We start from the raw sequence: 16,748 nt of genomic DNA, 5'->3' as shown, positions 1-16,748 counted from the left end.
GTCAGGCCTCGCCCTCGGTCTTGGTCTCGGCGGGAGCGGCGGCAGCGGCCTCGACGGGGGCGGCCTCGGCCGTCTCGTCCTTCTTGCGAGCCTTCTTCGGCGTGGTGGCGGACGTGCCGGTGTCGCCACCGGACAGCGTCTCCTTGGCCGCGGCCTCGTAGAGGGCGTGACGGTCGGGCGCCGCCTCGGCGACCTTCATCGGCGCAGGGGCGGCCTCGCCCTTGAACTTCTGCCAGTCACCGGTCAGCTTGAGCAGCTTGAGCACCGGCTCGGTCGGCTGCGCGCCGACACCGAGCCAGTAGGCCGCGCGCTCGGCGTTGACCTCGATGCGCGAAGGGTCTTCCTTCGGGTGGTACAGGCCGATCTCTTCGATCGCCCGGCCGTCACGCTTGGTGCGGCTGTCGGCGACGACGATGCGGTACTGAGGGCTACGGATCATGCCGAGCCGCTTGAGCTTGATCTTGACTGCCACTGGTGTGGTCTCTCCTGCATTCGAGCGTGGGTGAACGGCATCACATCGAGTGGGGCACGATGGGAGTCCGCTCCAGGGACAGGCATGACCGGCGGGAGGTGAGAGGGCACCCACCTGGCCACGGTGTTCCAACATGTCATTGTGCCAGACGCACAGGACTGCGCACGACCCGCAGACGCGGGTCGCCGCACTCTTAAACCCGGAATATCCAGAAAAGTTGCTACTTCTGGCCCGGGAGATTGAACTTGCTGGGGTCGAAGCCCGGCGGCAGCTCCATGCCCGGAGGCAGCTTCCCGCCCAGGTTGCCCAGCAGACCACCCTTGGCCGGCTGCTGCGGCTCGGCGGGAGCCGAGTCGCCCTTGCCCAGAGCGGCCTTGCGCGGGTCGCCGCTCACGCGCCGCCCCTTCTTGGCCTTCTTCTGAGCCTTGGCCACCTTGCCCCGGCCGCCCGGCATGCCGGGGATGCCCATGCCCCCCGCCATCTTCTTCATCATCTTCTGGGCGTCGAAGAACCGCGTCACCAGGTTGTTGACGGCGCTCACCGTCACACCGGAGCCGGCGGCGATGCGGGCACGGCGGGAGCCGTTGATGATCTTCGGGTCCTGACGCTCGCCCGGCGTCATCGAGCGGATGATGGCCGCGATGCGGTCGAGATCGCGGTCGTCGATGGAGTTGAGCTGGTCGCGCATCTGCCCCATGCCGGGCATCATGCCGAGCAGGTTCTTGATCGGGCCCATCTTCTGGACCATCATCATCTGCTCGAGGAAGTCTTCGAGCGTGAAGTTCTCGCCCGAGGTGAGCTTGCCCGCCATCTTGGCGGCCTGCTCCTCGTCGAAGGTCTTCTGGGCCTGCTCGATCAGGGTGAGGATGTCACCCATGTCGAGGATGCGGGAGGCCATCCGGTCGGGGTGGAAGGCGTCGAAGTCCTCGAGCTTCTCACCGGTCGACGCGAACATGATCGGCCGGCCGGTGATGTGCCTGACCGACAGCGCGGCACCGCCACGGGCGTCGCCGTCGAGCTTGGTGAGCACCACCCCGTCGAAGCCGACGCCCTCCATGAACGCCTGGGCCGTCGTCACGGCGTCCTGGCCGATCATGGCGTCGACCACGAACAGGACCTCGTCGGGCGAGACCGCGTCGCGGATGTCGGCGGCCTGCCGCATCATCTCCTGGTCGATGCCCAGACGGCCGGCGGTGTCGATGATGACGACGTCGTGCTGCGCGCGCTTGGCCTCGTCGATCGACGCGCGGGCGACCCGGATCGGGTCGCCGACGCCGCTGCCGGGCTCGGGCGCGTAGACGGCCACCTGCGCGCGCTCGCCCACGACCTGGAGCTGCTGCACGGCGTTGGGGCGCTGGAGGTCCGCGGCGACGAGCATGGGCGCGTGGCCCTGCTCGCGCAGCCACTTGGCGAGCTTGCCCGCCAGCGTGGTCTTACCGGCGCCCTGCAGGCCCGCGAGCATGATGACGGTCGGTGGGGTCTTGGCGTAACGGAGCCGGCGCGTCTCACCGCCGAGGATCTCGATCAGCTCGTCGTTGACGATCTTGACGACCTGCTGCGCCGGGTTGAGCGCCTGGGAGACCTCGATGCCGCGGGCGCGCTCCTTGACCTGGGCGACGAACGCCTTGACCACCGGCAGCGCGACATCGGCCTCGAGCAGCGCGATGCGGATCTCGCGGGTGGTGGCGTCGATGTCGGCCTCAGACAGCCGACCCTTGGAGCGGAGGGAGGAGAAGACCGATGTCAGCCGGTCGGAAAGCGTCTCGAACACGTGGTAGGCCAGTCCTCGAAGCGAATGTTGGTCTAATGGTTCAGCCTATCCGCTCCGGCAGCCCTTCCAGCCTGGCTCGGCCATCCGGTCTGTCAGCATGCCCCAGACGGCGACATCCCGGACGGCGGCCTGCCAGGCGGCAGGCGAGGTCAGCTACCGCTCCAGCCCGGCACCGCCATCCGGACAGTAAGCGCGTGTTCGACCAGGTTGATGAGCGCGCTCTTGACCGAGTCCTTCGACCGGGCGTCCAGCCGCACCAGCGGGATGTGCGGCGCCAGTGTGAGAGCGTCGCGCACCTCCGCGTCACTGTGCGGGTATGACCCATCCCACCCGTTCACGCCCACGACGAACGGCAGTTGCGCCTCTTCGAAGTAGTCGATCGCGGGGAAGCTGTCGGCCAGCCGCCGCGTGTCCACCAGCACCACCGCGCCGATCGCACCACGCACCAGGTCATCCCACATGAACCAGAACCGGTGCTGTCCGGGCGTGCCGAACAGGTAGAGGATCAGGTCACGGTCGAGCGAGACCCGGCCGAAGTCCATGGCCACGGTCGTGGTGGACTTCAGCGGCGTCATACCGAGGTCGTCGATGCCCGCCGAAGCGTCCGTCATGACGGCCTCGGTCGTCAGCGGCATGATCTCCGACACCGCGCCGACGAACGTCGTCTTGCCCACCCCGAACCCTCCGGCCACCACGATCTTCGTCGAGGTGAGGCCGGGGCTAGAGCCTGCGAAGTCCACTGAGCACCCTTTCGAGCAGGTTTACGTCTGGCCGTCCGGACTCCAGCGCTGGCTGGTGTACGCGTACCAGACCTTCGGCCGCCATGTCGGCGATCAGCACGCGCACCACGCCGAGCGGGATCCGCAACAGGGCCGATACCTCGGCCACCGACCGGACCTGCCGGCAGAGCTGGCTGATCGCCTGATACTCCGGCGTGATGTGGGAGAACTCCCGGTGCTCGGCCGTCGCGGACGAGACCAGGGCCTCCATCGCCAGCTTGACCCGCGGCGCGGTCCGTCCTCCCGTCACGGCGTAAGGACGGACCGGCGACGCGGGATCTGAGCTCAGCTGCGGCTGGGGTTGCGGATGGGGATCCCAGCCACCGCTGTTCCACCTTGGGTCCGTCACCTACATCACCTGGTCTGGCTAGCGCGCAGCTCGGCGCGCACCGCCGGAGTAAGTACCTGACCGGCACGATCGACCATAAGCGTCATTTGGTACGCGACCAGGCCCATGTCGCAGTCGGGCGCCGCCAGCACGGCCAGGCAGGAGCCGTCGCTGATCGACATGATCAGCATCAGCCCGCGTTGCATCTCGACGATGGTCTGATTGACCGCGCCGCCCTCGAAGACCCTGGCCGCTCCCTGCGTCAGGCTCACCAGGCCGGACGCGATCGCGGCCAGTTGATCAGCCCGGTCCACGGGGAAGCCCGACGATGCCGCCAGCGGCAGACCGTCGGACGAGACAACGACCGCGTGGGCGACACCTGGAACGGTACTGACGAAGTCGGTTATCAACCAGTCGACTCCGCGTGCCGCGTGGCTCAGGTCGTTCATACGCCCTCCTCCCTGCTATCAACGGGCCTCGAGCCGGTGGGGTGCGCCCTGCCCTCGCTGATGTCGTCACGTGCCGCGCGGAAACCCTGCTGGAAGCTGGACAGCCGACTGCGGACACGATCGGGCGAGACGGAGGGCATCGGGGCGACGCCCTTCGGCGCCGAGGCGGTGTCGGCGGAACCCGGCACGAGGTTGGCCTTGGGAACCCGCTTGGGCAGCCCTGCGGCCGTCGAGCCGTCACGTACCGGCTCGACCGCGGCCGCCGCAGCGTTCCAACCGGCATCCGCCTTGGAGGAACCCCAGTTCGCGCCGCTTTCACCACCGTGCTCGAACCAGGCCGACTCCACTGAGGCGAAGATCGGCAGGTACTCGTCACCCGACGAGGGCGGGTTGACCACCGGGATGGGGCCGGTCGCCGCCGACTCCGTCTCCGGGAAGTCGTACCTCGGCCTGGGCGGCAGGCTCTGCTCCACCGGCCGGTTGCCGAAGCTCCAGTCCGGTGGCGGCTGGAACGGCGGCTGGTCGTTGGTGGGCCGCTTGGGCAGGCCGTTGTCGCTGCCCCAGCCGCCACCGCCGCCACCACCCGGGCCTCGCGACGGCACCCAGACGTCGGCGGTGTCGTAACCGCCGCTGCTGGCGCGCGGGTCGGAGGGCCAGCCGTTGACGTCGGACGGCCACTGAGGCATGGACGGCCAGGCGCCCGCGCCCGCACCGGCGGGCTCCGGGTTGGACGGGTAGGACGGGTGTCCCGGGCCCATCTGGTAGCCGCCGCCCTGCCACTGCGGAGGCGCGGGGGGCGCGGCCGTGGGAGCGGGAGCCGCGTAGGTCTCCTCGCGCACGGGCATGCCGCCCTGCGTCCCGGCGTAGGCCGGGGACTGGCTGCCGAGCAGGCTCTCGGGCACCAGGACCATGGCGGTGAGACCGCCGGAGCCGTGCGGGCGCAGCTGTACGCGGACGCCGTGCCGGTGCGCCAGCCTGGCGACCACGAACAGGCCCATGCGGCGCGACACCGAGACGTCCACGATGGGCGCGTCGGTGAGGCGGTCGTTGGCCTGGGCCAGTTCGTCCTGGGTCATGCCGATGCCGGAGTCGGTGATCGACAGCATCACGCCGCCGCCGTCGATCCGGCTGCCGGAGACCGTGACGCGGGTCTCGCGGGGCGAGAACGACAGCGCGTTCTCCACCAGCTCGGCCAGCAGGTGGATGACGTCGTTGACGGCCTGACCGGCGACGGCAACGCCGTCGGGCACCTGCAGGACGACCCGCTCGTAGTTCTCGACCTCCGACAGCGAGGCGCGGGCCACGTCGACCAGCTTGACCGGCTGGCTCCAGCGGCGCGGCGGGTCCTGACCGGCGAGGACCAGCAGGTTCTCGCTGTTACGGCGCATACGGGTGGCCAGGTGGTCCAGCTTGAACAGGTTCGCCAACCGGCTCTCGTCCTGCTCGCCCTGCTCCAGCCCGTCGATGAGGGTGATCTGCCGCTCGACCAGCGTCTGGCTTCTGCGGGACAGGTTGACGAACATCGCGTTGACGTTGCTTCGGAGTCGGGACTCCTCACCGGCCAGCCGGACGGCTTCCCGGTGTACCTCGTCGAACGCCCGCGCGACTTCACCGATCTCGTCTTCGGACATGACGCCGATCGGCTCGACCTCTACGGGGCCGCTCGCCTCGGACTCACGCAGCTGCTGGACCGTCTCCGGCAGGCGGCGGCTGGCGATGAACAGCGCCTCCCTGCGCAGCCGGCGCAGCGGGCCGCTGAGCGAACGCGCCATGAACGAGGTGATCACCAGCACCAGGATCAACAGGATGGCGATGGCGATCGCGATGATCATCGCGCCCTGCTGCTCCTGGCCCTGCAGGGTGCGGCTGCGCAGCAGGATCGAGTCGGAGACCTGCTGTTCGACCTTGCGCATGCCGTCGATGGTCTTGCCGATGGCCTTGAGCCATTCCTCGCCGTCGCGCGCGAGGCCGACCTCCGGGTCGACCAGCTGCGCCCCCGAGTCCTGCAGGAACAGGGCGCGGGCCTGGATCAGCTCGGCCTTGTCGACGGCCGAGCCGCTGACGACGTCGTCGTACGCCTGGCGGATGTTCAGCGGCACCTGGGCCCTGAACGTCGCCAGCTCGCTGTTGCGCTGCGCGCGAGCGGCGATGAAGGCGTCGAGCTCGTCCTTGCTGAATCGCCTGGCGGCCAGCGCGGACACCAGGAGCGCGCGTTGCCTGGAGACGAACTGCTTGGCTCTGGACAGAGCGGCGAAGCCGGAGACGCTGTCGGCGAGCTCCTTGTCAGCGGCACCCAGGTCGATGTTGTCGTTGAGCCCGATGAAGTCGGAGATGCTCCGGTCGTACAGCTCGATGACGGAGCCGACGTTCAGTTGCGAGTCCACCGCGGTCTTGCGTGACTGGTCGAGCTCGTCCAGACGGTTCTTGATGCGGATGGCCTGCGCGCGCTGGGGGCTGTCCGAGGCCGCGAGCGTGTTGACCGGGCCGCGCACGCTGTCGCGAAGCTTGTTGACCGTGGTGTATTGGGCGTCGACATCCGCCTTGCCGCTGCTCCTGCGGCCGAGGGCGACAAAGCTGGCGGTGAGGTCGCGTTCGAGCTCGACCTCGTGGGCGAGCGCGGTCAGCTGGCTCGCCAGGACGGCGACCTCGTTGACCCTCTCGTACTCGGTGGCACTGCTGATCGAGGTGGCTACGCGGAAGCCGCCGAGGACCAGGGCCGCCAAGGTGGGAATGACAACCAGAACGAGCAGCTTCGAGCGCACGCGCCAGTTGCGCAGCGCGAGGCCGCCCGTCTTCTTCGCACGCCCGGCCCGTGCTTTGGGCTTTGACTTGGCGTGAAGTGCCGCAGGAGCGGGCGCTTCAGCAGTTAAGCCGGGATCCCCACCTGCTGGGGGGAATGCGTTCCTCACTGGCCTCCGCAACCTCTCCTCTGATGGTCTGGTGCAAGAGGATCACGTCATGCATTGTGTTTGCCGTGTGACGCCGACGCACCCATGGGGCGAGAGCTTATTTGAGCACAACAACAGGAGATCGGCCAATACCGCAAAGGTCGCAGTCAACCCATCTCTTCGCAGAACATGCCAAACCCGGACAAATGCCACATCCTCCTGGTGGATGCCGGGCTGCCACCTCCTTGATTCGGACAATCATCCCAAACCTACATTGTGATCATCATTTCCGTATATATATTGGTAATTTCCAGAATCGGGGGACCATGCGCAAGAGTTAGCTGCGCTAGGGTGCGACCGTCGTCGATCACCCCCCGTTCGAAGGAGACGCGACATGAGGTTCGGTGCACTAGGGCGCACCGCCCTGATTGGACTTGTGGCCACCCTTGTCATTACGGGGTGTTCCAGCTCAGATAGCAAGACCGGAGGCGCCTCGAATGCCAACGGTCTTGAGAAGACAGACCTCCTGATCGGCGAGTACCCCGGGGCGGACGCAGCCCCGCTGTTCATCGCGATCGAGCGCGGCTTCTTCAAGGAGCAGGGCCTCAATGTCAAGACGGAGGCCATCCAGGCTCCGCAGGCCGTACTGCCCAAGCTCGCCAACGGCAGCATGGACGTGGTGCTGGGCAGCTACGCCACCATCTTGTCCATCCAGTCCCAGGGGCTGGAGAAGTTCAAGTACATCGCGGACTCCTACCAGGGAGCCGCGGGGGCCTTCGGCGTGATGGTGTCGAAGAACTCGCCCATCAAGAGCGTCGGTGACCTCAAGGGCAAGAAGATCGGCGTCAACGCGCTCGTCGGCCTGGGTGTTCTCACCATGAACCCCCACCTCAAGATCGCCGGCCTCGACCCCACCAAGGACGTCAAGTACGTCGTCGTGCCGAGCACCGACTGGCTCAAGTCGCTGAAGAGCGGTGCCGTGGACGCCGTCTGGATGACCGACCCGTACGTCAGCCAGGCCAAGAACCAAGACGGCGCGACGATGCTGCTCGACACGATGTCCGGCCCCACGGACAGCCTGCCGATCACGGGCTGGGCGGCCACGGAGAAGTGGATCGGCAAGAACCCCAAGACGATGGCCGCCTTCCAGCGGGCGATGGCGAAGGCGCAGAACGTCGCAGCCACCGACCGCAGCGCCGTGACGAAGATCCTGCCGACCTTCACCCAGATCCCGGCCGCGACCGCTGCCACGATCAACCTGGGCAACTACCCGACCTCACTGAACGCCCAGCGCATTCAGCGGGTGGCTGACCTGATGGCCGAGTACGGCTTCATCAAGAACAAGATCGACGTCTCCTCGATGATCGTTACGTCGCAGGGATGACCGCTGCCACAACACTGACGCGGGGCGGGCGTTCCACGCTCGCCCGCGCCAGGGTCGGAAAGCTCATCCGCCACGCCATCGGCGTGGCGGTTTTTCTGCTTGTCTGGGAGCTCGCCAGCAGGACCGGCCTGGTCGAATGGCTGCCCCCGGCCTCTACCTGCCTGGCCAGAGTGATCGGCCTGGCGTTCGATCCCGAATATCTCGCCGATCTGAGCTCCACGATGCTCGCCGCCGTCATCGGCCTGCCGCTGGCCATCCTGGTGGCCGTCCCCGTAGGGCTGCTGCTTGGGACCGTTCCCGTCGTGGAGGAGATGACCCGCGCGATCGTCGAGTTCCTGCGTCCCATCCCCTCGGTGGCGCTGATCCCGCTGGCGCTGTTCCTGTTCCAGCCCGACATCAACGCCAAGGTCGCGCTCATCGTCTACGCCGCCTCCTGGCCGATCCTGATCAACACGCTCTACGGCGTGCGTGACGTCGACCCGCTGGCCGCGGAGACGCTGCGCTCGTTCAGCTTCGGCTCCGCGGCCGTCGTCTGGCGGGTGTCGCTGCCGAGCGCCGCGCCGTTCATCTTCACCGGCATCCGGCTGGCCGCCTCGATCACGCTCATCCTGGCCATCAGCGTGGAGTACGTCGTCGGCGGCGCCGGCGGGATCGGCGCCTTCCTCATCCAGGCGAGCACCGCCCTGGACGATTCGGCGATGGTCGACGTGATAGCCGTGCTGGTCTGGTCGGGCGCCATCGGACTGATCGTCAACACCCTGCTGCTGCGTGCCGAGCGGCGGCTGTTCAAGTGGCGGAACGCATGATCAAAACCCTGGTCAAACGGCTCTGGCTGGTGCCGGTGGCCCTCGTCGCGTGGGAGCTGATCACCAGGGCGGTGGACGACCCCTTCATGCCCCGCCCCACGGTCATCGTGGCGCGCATGTACGAGATGTGGTTCTCCGGGCCCCTCATCCTCACCGACGAGGCGGTGGACAACTTCGTCCCCAGCATCATCAGGCTGGTCGGCTCGTGGAGCGTGGCCGTGGCCCTCGGGATAGCACTCGGTGTCGCGATCGGCAGGACCGCCTGGCTGTCCGACTACATCGACCCGCTGGTGGAGTTCGCCCGGGCCGTGCCGCCACCTGTGATGTTCCCCGTGTTCCTGGTGCTCTTCACCATGGGCACGCAGGTCCAGGTGGCGACGATCGTCTTCGGCGTCATCTGGCCGATCCTGCTGAATTCCATCGATGGCGCGCGTAACGTGGATCGTCTCCAGATTGAGACCGCTACCGTCTTCGGCGTCCCGGCGAGCCTGCGCCTGGTCCGGATCATCCTGCCCGCCGCCTCACCGAAGATCTTCGCTGGTCTGCGGCTGAGCGTCTCGCTGGCGCTGATCCTCATGATCGTCTCCGAGCTCAAAGGCGCTACCGACGGCATCGGCTACCTGCTGGCCAGCGCGAGCGACCGCTCCGACATGCCGGCCCTCTGGGGAGGAGTGGTCGTGCTCGGAGTGCTCGGTTACGTACTCAACACCCTGTTCCTCATGGTCGAGCGCCGGATGCTCACGTGGCACCGTGGCGCTCGCCGTACCGCGTAGGAGGCGGATGTGACTGACCTGTTGCTGAAGAACGTGCGTATTGTTACGCACGACCGAGACGAACCGGTCGTCGCGGACATCGCCGTGACGGACGGGCGCATCGAGCAGGTGGCAGCCGGCCTGTCCGCCGAGGGCGTCGAGGAGGTGCTCGACGGCGACGGGAAGCTGGCCTTCCCGGGCGTCGTGGACGCCCACCAGCATTGGGGCATCTACAACCCGCTGCCCGAGGACACCGCCTCGGAGAGCATGGCCAGCGCCCAGGGCGGCGTCACCACGGCGCTCACCTACATGCGGACCGGCCAGTACTACCTCAACAGAGGCGGTTCGTACGCGGAGTTCTTCCCCGAGGTGCGCAGGCAGGCGGAGGGACAGGCCTACATCGACTACGGCTTCCACCTCGCGCCCATGTCCAGCACGCACATCGGCGAGCTGCCCGACCTGGTGGAGAAGTTCGGGGTCTCGTCGTTCAAGATCTTCATGTTCTACGGCGGGCACGGGCTGCACGGGCGCTCGGCCGACCAGAGCAAGTTCCTGATGCTGCCCGAGGGCGAGCGCTACGACTACGGGCACTTCGAGTTCGTCATGCGTGGCGTGCAGGAGGCCCGCGAACGCTTCCCGCACCTGGCCGACGAGATCTCACTGTCGCTACATTGTGAGACCGCCGAGATCATGACCGCCTACACCAAGCTGGTGGAGGAGGCCGGCGACCTCAGCGGGCTGGCCGCCTACAGCGCCTCCCGGCCGCCGCACTCCGAGGGGCTGGCGGTATTCATCGCCTCCTACCTCGCCCACGAGACCGGCCTGGCCAACATCAACCTGCTCCACCTGTCCTCGCGCAAGGCGCTCGACGCGGCCGTGCGGATGGCCAAGACCTTCCCGCACATCGACTTCCGCCGCGAGGTCACGATCGGGCATCTTCTCGCCGACATCGAGACCGCCAACGGGATCGGCGCGAAGGTGAACCCGCCCATCAGGCCGCGCGAGGACGTCGAGGCGCTGTGGGAGTACGTGCTCGACGGCACCGTCGACTGGGTGGTCAGCGACCACGCCTGCTGCCGGGAGGAGCTCAAGTTCGGTGCTCCGGCCGACGACGTGTTCCTGGCCAAGGCCGGGTTCGGCGGCGCCGAATACCTGCTGCCCGGCCTGATCACCGAGGGCCGCCGCCGCGGCCTGTCCTACGGGCGCATCGCCGCCCTCACCTCCTGGAACCCCGCCCGCAGGTACGGCCTGCGGAGCAAGGGCACCATCGCGCCCGGCTTCGACGCCGACTTCTGCCTGGTCGACACCGGCAGCACGTGGACCGTCCGCGCCGCCGAGTCGGAGTCGACGCAGGAGTACACCCCGTTCGAGGGCTTCGAGCTGAGCGCGAAGGTCACCGACACGTTCGTCAGGGGCAACCACGTCCTCGACGCGGGCAAGATCGTGGGTCGTCCGGTGGGCCAGTACATCTCCCGGCCGCTGGGCTGAAAGGAAACCCCTTGCTTGAGATAGACAACCTCACGCACGTCTATGGCGAGGGCCCGACGCGGCACCACGCCATCGACGGCCTGAACCTGAGCGTCGCCGAGGGCGAGCTGCTGTGCATCGTCGGGCCCTCCGGGTGCGGCAAGTCGACGCTCCTGCGCTCCATCGCGGGCCTGATCAAGCCCACGGGCGGCGCCATCAAGGTCCAGGGCGAGCTGGTCCGCCAGACGCCCGCCAACCTGGCCGTCGTCTTCCAGGACTACAGCCGGTCGCTGTTCCCGTGGATGTCGGTGGCCGACAACGTCGCGCTGCCGCTGCGTCGCAAGGACATGACCAAGCAGCAGCGCCGCGAGGCGGCGCACGAGGCGCTGGAGTCGGTGGGGCTGGCGGAGGCCGGTCGCAAGTACCCGTTCCAGCTGTCGGGCGGCATGCAGCAGCGCGTGTCGATCGCCCGCGCGCTGGCCTACCGGCCGGCGCTGATGCTCATGGACGAGCCGTTCGGCTCGGTCGACGCGCAGACGCGTGAGGACCTCGAAGACCTCGTGCTGAAGGTACGCGGGCACCACCAGATGACGATCGTGCTCATCACGCACGACATCGACGAGAGCGTGTACGTGGGTGACCGGGTCGTCGTGCTGTCCAAGGCGCCCGCGCACGTCGTGGGCGACCTGAAGGTGGAGCTGCCCAGCCCCCGCGACCAGATCAGCTCTCGCGAGCACCCGGACTTCGTCCACCTGCGCGCCGAGGTGGGGCGTCTGGTGCGCGGCGTGGCCTCAGTCTGAGCACGTCCCCATACCCGCACGTCCCCACAACTGAAGCACAGGCCGAACCACCAGTGCCGCCGGGCGTCCAGCCCGGCGGCACTGGTGCAGAGGAAGTCAGGCCGGAGTGTGGGAGTGGCGGGTCAGGGCGTGTTCGACCAGCGTGATCAGCGTGCCCTTCACCGAGTCCCTGACTCGGGCGTCCAGGCGGACGATCGGGATGTGCGGGTTGAGTGACAACGCCTCCCGGATCTCCTCCTGCTGGTGCTGGAAGTTCCCGTCCCAGCCGTTGATGCCGATGACGAAGGGGAGTTTGGCCTCTTCGAAGTAGTCGATCGCGGGGAAGCTGTCGGCCAGCCGCCGCGTGTCCACCAGCACCACCGCGCCGATCGCACCACGCACCAGGTCATCCCACATGAACCAGAACCGGTGCTGTCCGGGCGTACCGAACAGATAGAGGATCAGGTCACGGTCGAGCGAGACCCGGCCGAAGTCCATCGCCACGGTCGTGGTCGTCTTGTTGGGCGTGAGAGAGACGTCGTCGACACCCGCCGACGCGTCCGTCATCACCGCCTCCGTGGTGAGCGGCAGAATCTCCGAGACCGCACCCACGAACGTCGTCTTGCCCACGCCGAAGCCGCCGGCCACGACGATCTTCGTCGAGGTTAGGCCGGGGCTAGAGCCTGCGAAGTCCACTGAGCACCCTTTCGAGCAAGTTGAGGTCCGGCTTTCCCGCGTCCAGCGCAGGCTGGTGCACGCGGATCAGGCCCTCCGACGCCATGTCGGCGATCAGCACCCGGACCACCCCAAGAGGCTGCCGTAAAAGGGCGGAGATCTCGGCAACCGACCTGACGTTCCGGGTTAGCTGAATGATCGCCTGATACTCCGGACTCAATAGTGAAATGTCTTTATATTCCGAGGTCACGGAGGACACAAGGGCCTCCATGGCGAACTTCATCCGTGGGGCCGTGCGGCCCCCTGTCACGGCATATGGCCGGACAAGGGAGCTCGGCTTCTGCGGACGCGGAGCCGACGGATGCGGCGGAGTGCTATCACCAGCCCAACCCTGACCTGACATCATGTTCTTCTCCTGTCACCGTCCCACTAACGCGGGCGGGACGCCTGCAGCTCGGCGCGCACGGCCGGGGTGAGCACCTGGCCCGCCCGTTCCACGAGCAGCGTCATCTGGTACGCGACCAGGCCCATGTCACAATCGGGCGCGGCGAGCACAGCGAGGCAGGAGCCATCGCTGATGGACATGATCATCAGGAGTCCGCGCTGCATCTCGATGACGGTCTGGGTGACCATACCGCCTTCGAACACACGAGCCGCGCCCTGCGTCAGGCTGATCACACCTGAGGCGACCGCGGCCAGCTGGTCGGCCCGGTCCTTGGGAAAACCCTCGGAGAAAGCCAGCGGCAAGCCGTCGGACGACACCACCACGGTGTGCGCGACTCCGGGCACGTTATTGACGAAATCGGTGATCAGCCAGCTGATGCCACGCGCTCCCTGGCTCAGTTCTCTCATTGCTCCTCCTCATTGTCTTCTCCGCGGGTGAACGCGCGGCCTTGCCGTACCCCCTGCTGAAAGCTGGACAGCCGGCTCCGCAATCGATCGGGAGAGATCTGTGGTGCCGGTGACGTCGCCTGCGGCTCGGCCAGGCTGGCCGTACCGGGAACCAGGTTGGCCTTTGGCACGCGCCGCGGCAGGCCAGAGGCCGTCGTGCCGCCCATGGCCGGCTCGGCGGCGGCCTGCGCGGCCTGCCAGCCGGTGTCGGCGGGCGAGGACCACGTCGAGCCCGCGCCGGACTTGCCCGGCACGCGTTGCGGCAGCGAGGGCTTGTCCGACGTCCCGGCGGAGGCGGCCGACGCGGCGACCGGCGGGGGCGCGGCGGGCGTGGCCGCGGGAGGCACGGGGAGCTGAGCGTAAGGCTGGGCGTAGGGCTGCCCGACGGGCTGCTGCGGGAACTGGCCGATCGGCGGCACGGCCGGTATCCCCCCGATCTGCGTCTCCTCCTGCGCGGAGATCTCGGAGTGCTGCTCCTGATCCGGCTTGGCCGGCTCGGGCTCCGGCTCCGGCCTGCGGAACCAGTCGGAGCCGACCGAGGAGAAGATCGGCAGGAAGTCGTCGCTCTGCTCCAGCGGCGAGTTGTTGCGCACCGCCGGGAGCGGGCCGGTCAGGTCCTTGGAGGAGTACTCGCCGGGACCGAACGGGTTGAACGCGCCACGACCGTTGTGCGTGAAGGGCTCGACGGGCGGGATCGGCGAGTCGGCGAACGACGGCCAGCGCTGCTCCTCGAACCCGTACGCCGGCCGCGGCTCGGCGTCGAAGGGCTTGGGCGTCGCGACGAACGGCGACCTGGGCGGCAGATCCTCGGCCGAGCCGAAGGACGGCCAGCGCGTCTCCTCCGAGGACGAGGGCGGGGGCGGCTCCGTGGCGAAGGACGGCCAGCGCTGCTCGTCCTGCGCCGGAGGCGGCGGCTCGGTGGCGAAGGAGGGCCAGCGCTGCTCGTCCTGCCGCGGCGCCTCCTCGGCGAAGGACGGCCAGCGCTGCTCGCCCGGAGCGGCGGCCGCGGGCGGCTCCTCGGCGAACGACGGCCAGCGCTGCTCGTCAGGCTGCTGCCTCGGCGGCTGCTCCTCGCCGAACGGCGGCCAGTTGCCGCCACCGCCCGGCACGGGCAGCGTGCCCGGCCACTGCGTGTCCACCGGCGCGTCGTCACGGATGTCGGGGGTGTCGATCGTGCCCTGCGGCGCGGCGTAGACGCCCGAGCCGTTCGTCGAGGACGGCTCCAGCTGGCTCGGGTCGAAGGTGGTGAAGGCTTCGTACTGGCCGCGCTGCTGGGGCACCGCGCCGGCGGCGGTGCCACCGCCGAGGAGCATGTCGGGCAGCATGACGAGCGCGGCCAGGCCGCCCGCCTCTCGCATCCCGAGCTGGACCCTGATGCCGTGGCGCAGCGCCAGGCGGCCGACCACGAACAGGCCCATGCGGCGCGAGACGGCCACGTCCACCACCGGCGGGTTGGCCAGCCGCCAGTTGGCCTCGGCCAGCTCGTCGGCCGACATGCCGATGCCCAGGTCGGTGATCGTCACCTGGATGCCGCCCTCGATGGGCGAGCTGGTGACCTGGACCTTGCTCTCGCGCGGGGAGAAGGAGATGGCGTTCTCGATCAGCTCGGCGAGCAGGTGCACGGCGTCGGTGACGGCCGGGCCGGCGACCTCGATGCCGGACGGGATCTGGATCTGGACCCGTTCGTAGTTCTCGACCTCGGACAGCGAGGCGCGGGCGATGTCGACCAGCGGCACCGGCTCGCTCCACTTGCGGGCGGCCTCCTGGCCGGCGAGGACCAGGAGGTTCTCGCTGTTGCGGCGCATGCGGGTGGCGAGGTGGTCCAGCCGGAACAGGTTCGCCAGCCGGTTCTCGTCCTCCTCACCCTGCTCCAGGCCCTCGATGAGCTGCAGCTGCCGCTCGACGAGCGTCTGGCTGCGCCGGGAGAGGTTGACGAACATCGAGTTGACGTTGGCGCGCAGCTTGGCCTCGTCGCCGGCCAGCCTGATCGCCTCGCGGTGGACCTCGTCGAAGGCCCGGGCCACTTCCCCGATCTCGTCGCGGGTGTTGACGCCGACGGAGGGCACGTCGGGCACCTCGGCGCTGTCCCCGGACTCGCGCAGCAGGCGGACGGTCTCGGGCAGCCGGGTGGTGGCCACCTGGAGCGCCTCGGCGCGCAGCCGGCGCAGCGGGCGGACCAGCGAACCGGCCACCCGGGTGGTGATCACCAGGACGAGCAGCAGCAGGACCAGGATGGTCGCGCCGGAGATGATGGCGTTGCGCTGCTCGGTGTCGCTCAGGTCCCGGGTGGTGGCCACGATCCTGGTGGTCAGGCCGTCCTCGACCTTGCGCATGGCGTTGGCGGACAGCGAGGTGCTCTCGTACCAGAGCTGGAGGTCACGGCGAGTCGTGATGTCCAGGTCCCTGATGGTCTTGAACTCGCGCAGCTGGGCCAGGGCCCGCTGGCGCATCGCGTCCGCGCGGTCGATCTGCGGGCCGCGCACGCCCTTCTTGTACGCCTGGAGGTCCTGAGGTTTGGCTTCCTGCTCGAAGGCGGTCAGCTCCAGCTGCTGACTGTTCCAGGAGCCGAGGAAGTCGGACAGGTCGTCATAGTCCAGCCGCCGCTCGATCAGCGCCACGACGAGGATGCCCTGCTGGCGCAGCACCTGCTCCCTGGTCTCGTCCAGAGCGGTCAGCGCGGCCACGTCGCCCTGGAGGGCGTCGTCGCTGATGCCGTCGCCCAGGTCGCTCTGGAGGCGCTCGAGGACCTCGATCAGGGAGGAATAGGTGCGGATGGCGGCTCGGGGCGGCACGCTCGCCTCACCCGCGATCGACCTGCGCAGGCCGTCGAGGCCGGTCAGCCACCGGCGGATCTCCACGACCTCCTGCTGGACGCGGGTGGTGTGGGTGGCGTCGATGGACGTGGTGGCGGCGAGCACGCGCTGCTTGGCAGCGTCGGACGCCTCGCGCTGGGTCTTGAGCTGGCTCAGGCGGATGGGACGCCGGCGGTCGGCCATGTACCACGCGGTGAGCGTACGTTCCTTGGCGAGCTCGTGCGACAGCGCGGAGGCGCGCTGGACCAGCTCGGCGACCTGGGTCAGCCGGCGGTACTCGGCGCTGGTGCCGATGGCGTTCGCGAGCTGGACGCCGGCGAGAAGCACACCCACGATCGTGGGGATGAGGATCAGCGCCACCAGCCTGGAGCGCACGCGCCAGTTCGCCAGCCGGAACCGTCCGCCTGTGTACTCCCCTGACCTGGTGTGCCTGGGGTTATCCGTCCTCACTGACTCTCGCAACCTCTCGCCGTTACGTGCTCGAAAATCTGACA

General features: G+C 68.4%; 15 protein-coding genes. 5 read left to right on the top strand and 10 right to left on the bottom strand.

Annotation, left to right across the window (positions count from 1 at the left end; all coding sequences use genetic code 11):
- Position 1: 1 nt before the first annotated feature.
- The 6 genes from rpsP to ACGFJ2_RS10535 form a co-directional block, all read right to left on the bottom strand.
- Positions 2 to 472, bottom strand: a complete 471-nt coding sequence (gene rpsP, locus ACGFJ2_RS10560; protein ID WP_225290503.1) for a 30S ribosomal protein S16 — start codon at positions 470 to 472, stop codon at positions 2 to 4.
- A gap of 220 nt (positions 473 to 692) precedes the next feature.
- Positions 693 to 2,243 carry a signal recognition particle protein gene (gene ffh, locus ACGFJ2_RS10555; protein ID WP_357942936.1) on the bottom strand — a complete coding sequence of 517 codons (1,551 nt, stop codon included), beginning with the start codon at positions 2,241 to 2,243 and terminating at the stop codon, positions 693 to 695.
- Positions 2,244 to 2,392: 149 nt separating this feature from the next.
- A complete protein-coding gene (locus tag ACGFJ2_RS10550; RefSeq protein ID WP_214641567.1) occupies positions 2,393 to 2,983 on the bottom strand; it encodes an ATP/GTP-binding protein in 591 nt (196 codons plus the stop codon).
- Positions 2,964 to 3,311, bottom strand: a complete 348-nt coding sequence (locus ACGFJ2_RS10545; RefSeq protein ID WP_214641717.1) for a DUF742 domain-containing protein — start codon at positions 3,309 to 3,311, stop codon at positions 2,964 to 2,966. Before ACGFJ2_RS10545 ends, ACGFJ2_RS10550 begins: the two co-directional genes overlap by 20 nt.
- A 65-nt stretch (positions 3,312 to 3,376) precedes the next feature.
- Positions 3,377 to 3,799 (bottom strand): roadblock/LC7 domain-containing protein, encoded by a 423-nt coding sequence (locus tag ACGFJ2_RS10540; RefSeq protein ID WP_214641568.1) that lies wholly within the window; start codon positions 3,797 to 3,799, stop codon positions 3,377 to 3,379.
- Positions 3,796 to 6,522: a nitrate- and nitrite sensing domain-containing protein gene (locus tag ACGFJ2_RS10535; protein WP_393466831.1), complete on the bottom strand. Its 2,727-nt coding sequence runs from the start codon at positions 6,520 to 6,522 to the stop codon at positions 3,796 to 3,798. The genes ACGFJ2_RS10540 and ACGFJ2_RS10535 overlap by 4 nt, the downstream gene beginning before the upstream one ends.
- 559 nt (positions 6,523 to 7,081) lie before the next feature.
- Between ACGFJ2_RS10535 and ACGFJ2_RS10530 the strand changes: the two genes are divergently transcribed.
- The 5 genes from ACGFJ2_RS10530 to ACGFJ2_RS10510 are packed head-to-tail and all read left to right on the top strand — an operon-like array spanning position 7,082 to position 11,896.
- Complete coding sequence (locus ACGFJ2_RS10530; protein WP_358191450.1) at positions 7,082 to 8,071, top strand: ABC transporter substrate-binding protein; 990 nt, start codon at positions 7,082 to 7,084, stop codon at positions 8,069 to 8,071.
- Positions 8,068 to 8,877, top strand: coding sequence for an ABC transporter permease (locus ACGFJ2_RS10525; protein ID WP_393466827.1), 810 nt, complete (start codon positions 8,068 to 8,070; stop codon positions 8,875 to 8,877). The genes ACGFJ2_RS10530 and ACGFJ2_RS10525 overlap by 4 nt, the downstream gene beginning before the upstream one ends.
- Positions 8,874 to 9,650, top strand: coding sequence for an ABC transporter permease (locus tag ACGFJ2_RS10520; RefSeq protein WP_357942928.1), 777 nt, complete (start codon positions 8,874 to 8,876; stop codon positions 9,648 to 9,650). The genes ACGFJ2_RS10525 and ACGFJ2_RS10520 overlap by 4 nt, the downstream gene beginning before the upstream one ends.
- Positions 9,651 to 9,659: 9 nt before the next feature.
- On the top strand, positions 9,660 to 11,117 hold the full coding sequence (locus ACGFJ2_RS10515; RefSeq protein ID WP_357942926.1) for a dihydroorotase family protein: 1,458 nt from the start codon (positions 9,660 to 9,662) through the stop codon (positions 11,115 to 11,117).
- An 11-nt stretch (positions 11,118 to 11,128) separates the two neighbouring features.
- The gene (locus ACGFJ2_RS10510) at positions 11,129 to 11,896 is read left to right on the top strand and encodes an ABC transporter ATP-binding protein (RefSeq protein WP_357942924.1); all 768 of its coding nucleotides are present in this window, start codon (positions 11,129 to 11,131) and stop codon (positions 11,894 to 11,896) included.
- A 96-nt stretch (positions 11,897 to 11,992) separates the two neighbouring features.
- Here the strand turns inward: ACGFJ2_RS10510 and ACGFJ2_RS10505 are convergent, their stop codons facing one another.
- The 4 genes from ACGFJ2_RS10505 to ACGFJ2_RS10490 are packed head-to-tail and all read right to left on the bottom strand — an operon-like array spanning position 11,993 to position 16,704.
- Positions 11,993 to 12,571, bottom strand: coding sequence for an ATP/GTP-binding protein (locus ACGFJ2_RS10505; protein ID WP_225290495.1), 579 nt, complete (start codon positions 12,569 to 12,571; stop codon positions 11,993 to 11,995).
- Positions 12,552 to 12,953: a DUF742 domain-containing protein gene (locus tag ACGFJ2_RS10500; RefSeq protein ID WP_225290601.1), complete on the bottom strand. Its 402-nt coding sequence runs from the start codon at positions 12,951 to 12,953 to the stop codon at positions 12,552 to 12,554. The genes ACGFJ2_RS10505 and ACGFJ2_RS10500 overlap by 20 nt, the downstream gene beginning before the upstream one ends.
- 26 nt (positions 12,954 to 12,979) lie before the next feature.
- The gene (locus tag ACGFJ2_RS10495) at positions 12,980 to 13,402 is read right to left on the bottom strand and encodes a roadblock/LC7 domain-containing protein (protein WP_246650111.1); all 423 of its coding nucleotides are present in this window, start codon (positions 13,400 to 13,402) and stop codon (positions 12,980 to 12,982) included.
- Entirely contained in the window at positions 13,399 to 16,704 is a 3,306-nt protein-coding gene (locus tag ACGFJ2_RS10490; protein ID WP_393466822.1) for a nitrate- and nitrite sensing domain-containing protein, read from the bottom strand. The genes ACGFJ2_RS10495 and ACGFJ2_RS10490 overlap by 4 nt, the downstream gene beginning before the upstream one ends.
- Between the last annotated feature and the right edge of the window lie 44 nt (positions 16,705 to 16,748).

Origin of the sequence: Nonomuraea sp. NPDC049028 (genome assembly GCF_043197735.1) — a bacterium.
Taxonomy (GTDB): Bacteria; Actinomycetota; Actinomycetes; order Streptosporangiales; family Streptosporangiaceae; genus Nonomuraea.
The sequence above is the reverse complement of the archived record's forward strand: the minus strand, read 5'-3'. Positions and strand labels throughout refer to the sequence as shown.

Bases quoted from the DNA above. Each gene is read 5' to 3' on its own strand.
- ACGFJ2_RS10540 (WP_214641568.1), bottom strand. From the start codon at position 3,799: ATGAACGACCTGAGCCACGCGGCACGCGGAGTCGACTGGTTGATAACC.
- ACGFJ2_RS10530 (WP_358191450.1), top strand. From the start codon at position 7,082: ATGAGGTTCGGTGCACTAGGGCGCACCGCCCTGATTGGACTTGTGGCC.
- ACGFJ2_RS10525 (WP_393466827.1), top strand. From the start codon at position 8,068: ATGACCGCTGCCACAACACTGACGCGGGGCGGGCGTTCCACGCTCGCC.
- ACGFJ2_RS10520 (WP_357942928.1), top strand. From the start codon at position 8,874: ATGATCAAAACCCTGGTCAAACGGCTCTGGCTGGTGCCGGTGGCCCTC.
- ACGFJ2_RS10500 (WP_225290601.1), bottom strand. From the start codon at position 12,953: ATGTCAGGTCAGGGTTGGGCTGGTGATAGCACTCCGCCGCATCCGTCG.
- ACGFJ2_RS10495 (WP_246650111.1), bottom strand. From the start codon at position 13,402: ATGAGAGAACTGAGCCAGGGAGCGCGTGGCATCAGCTGGCTGATCACC.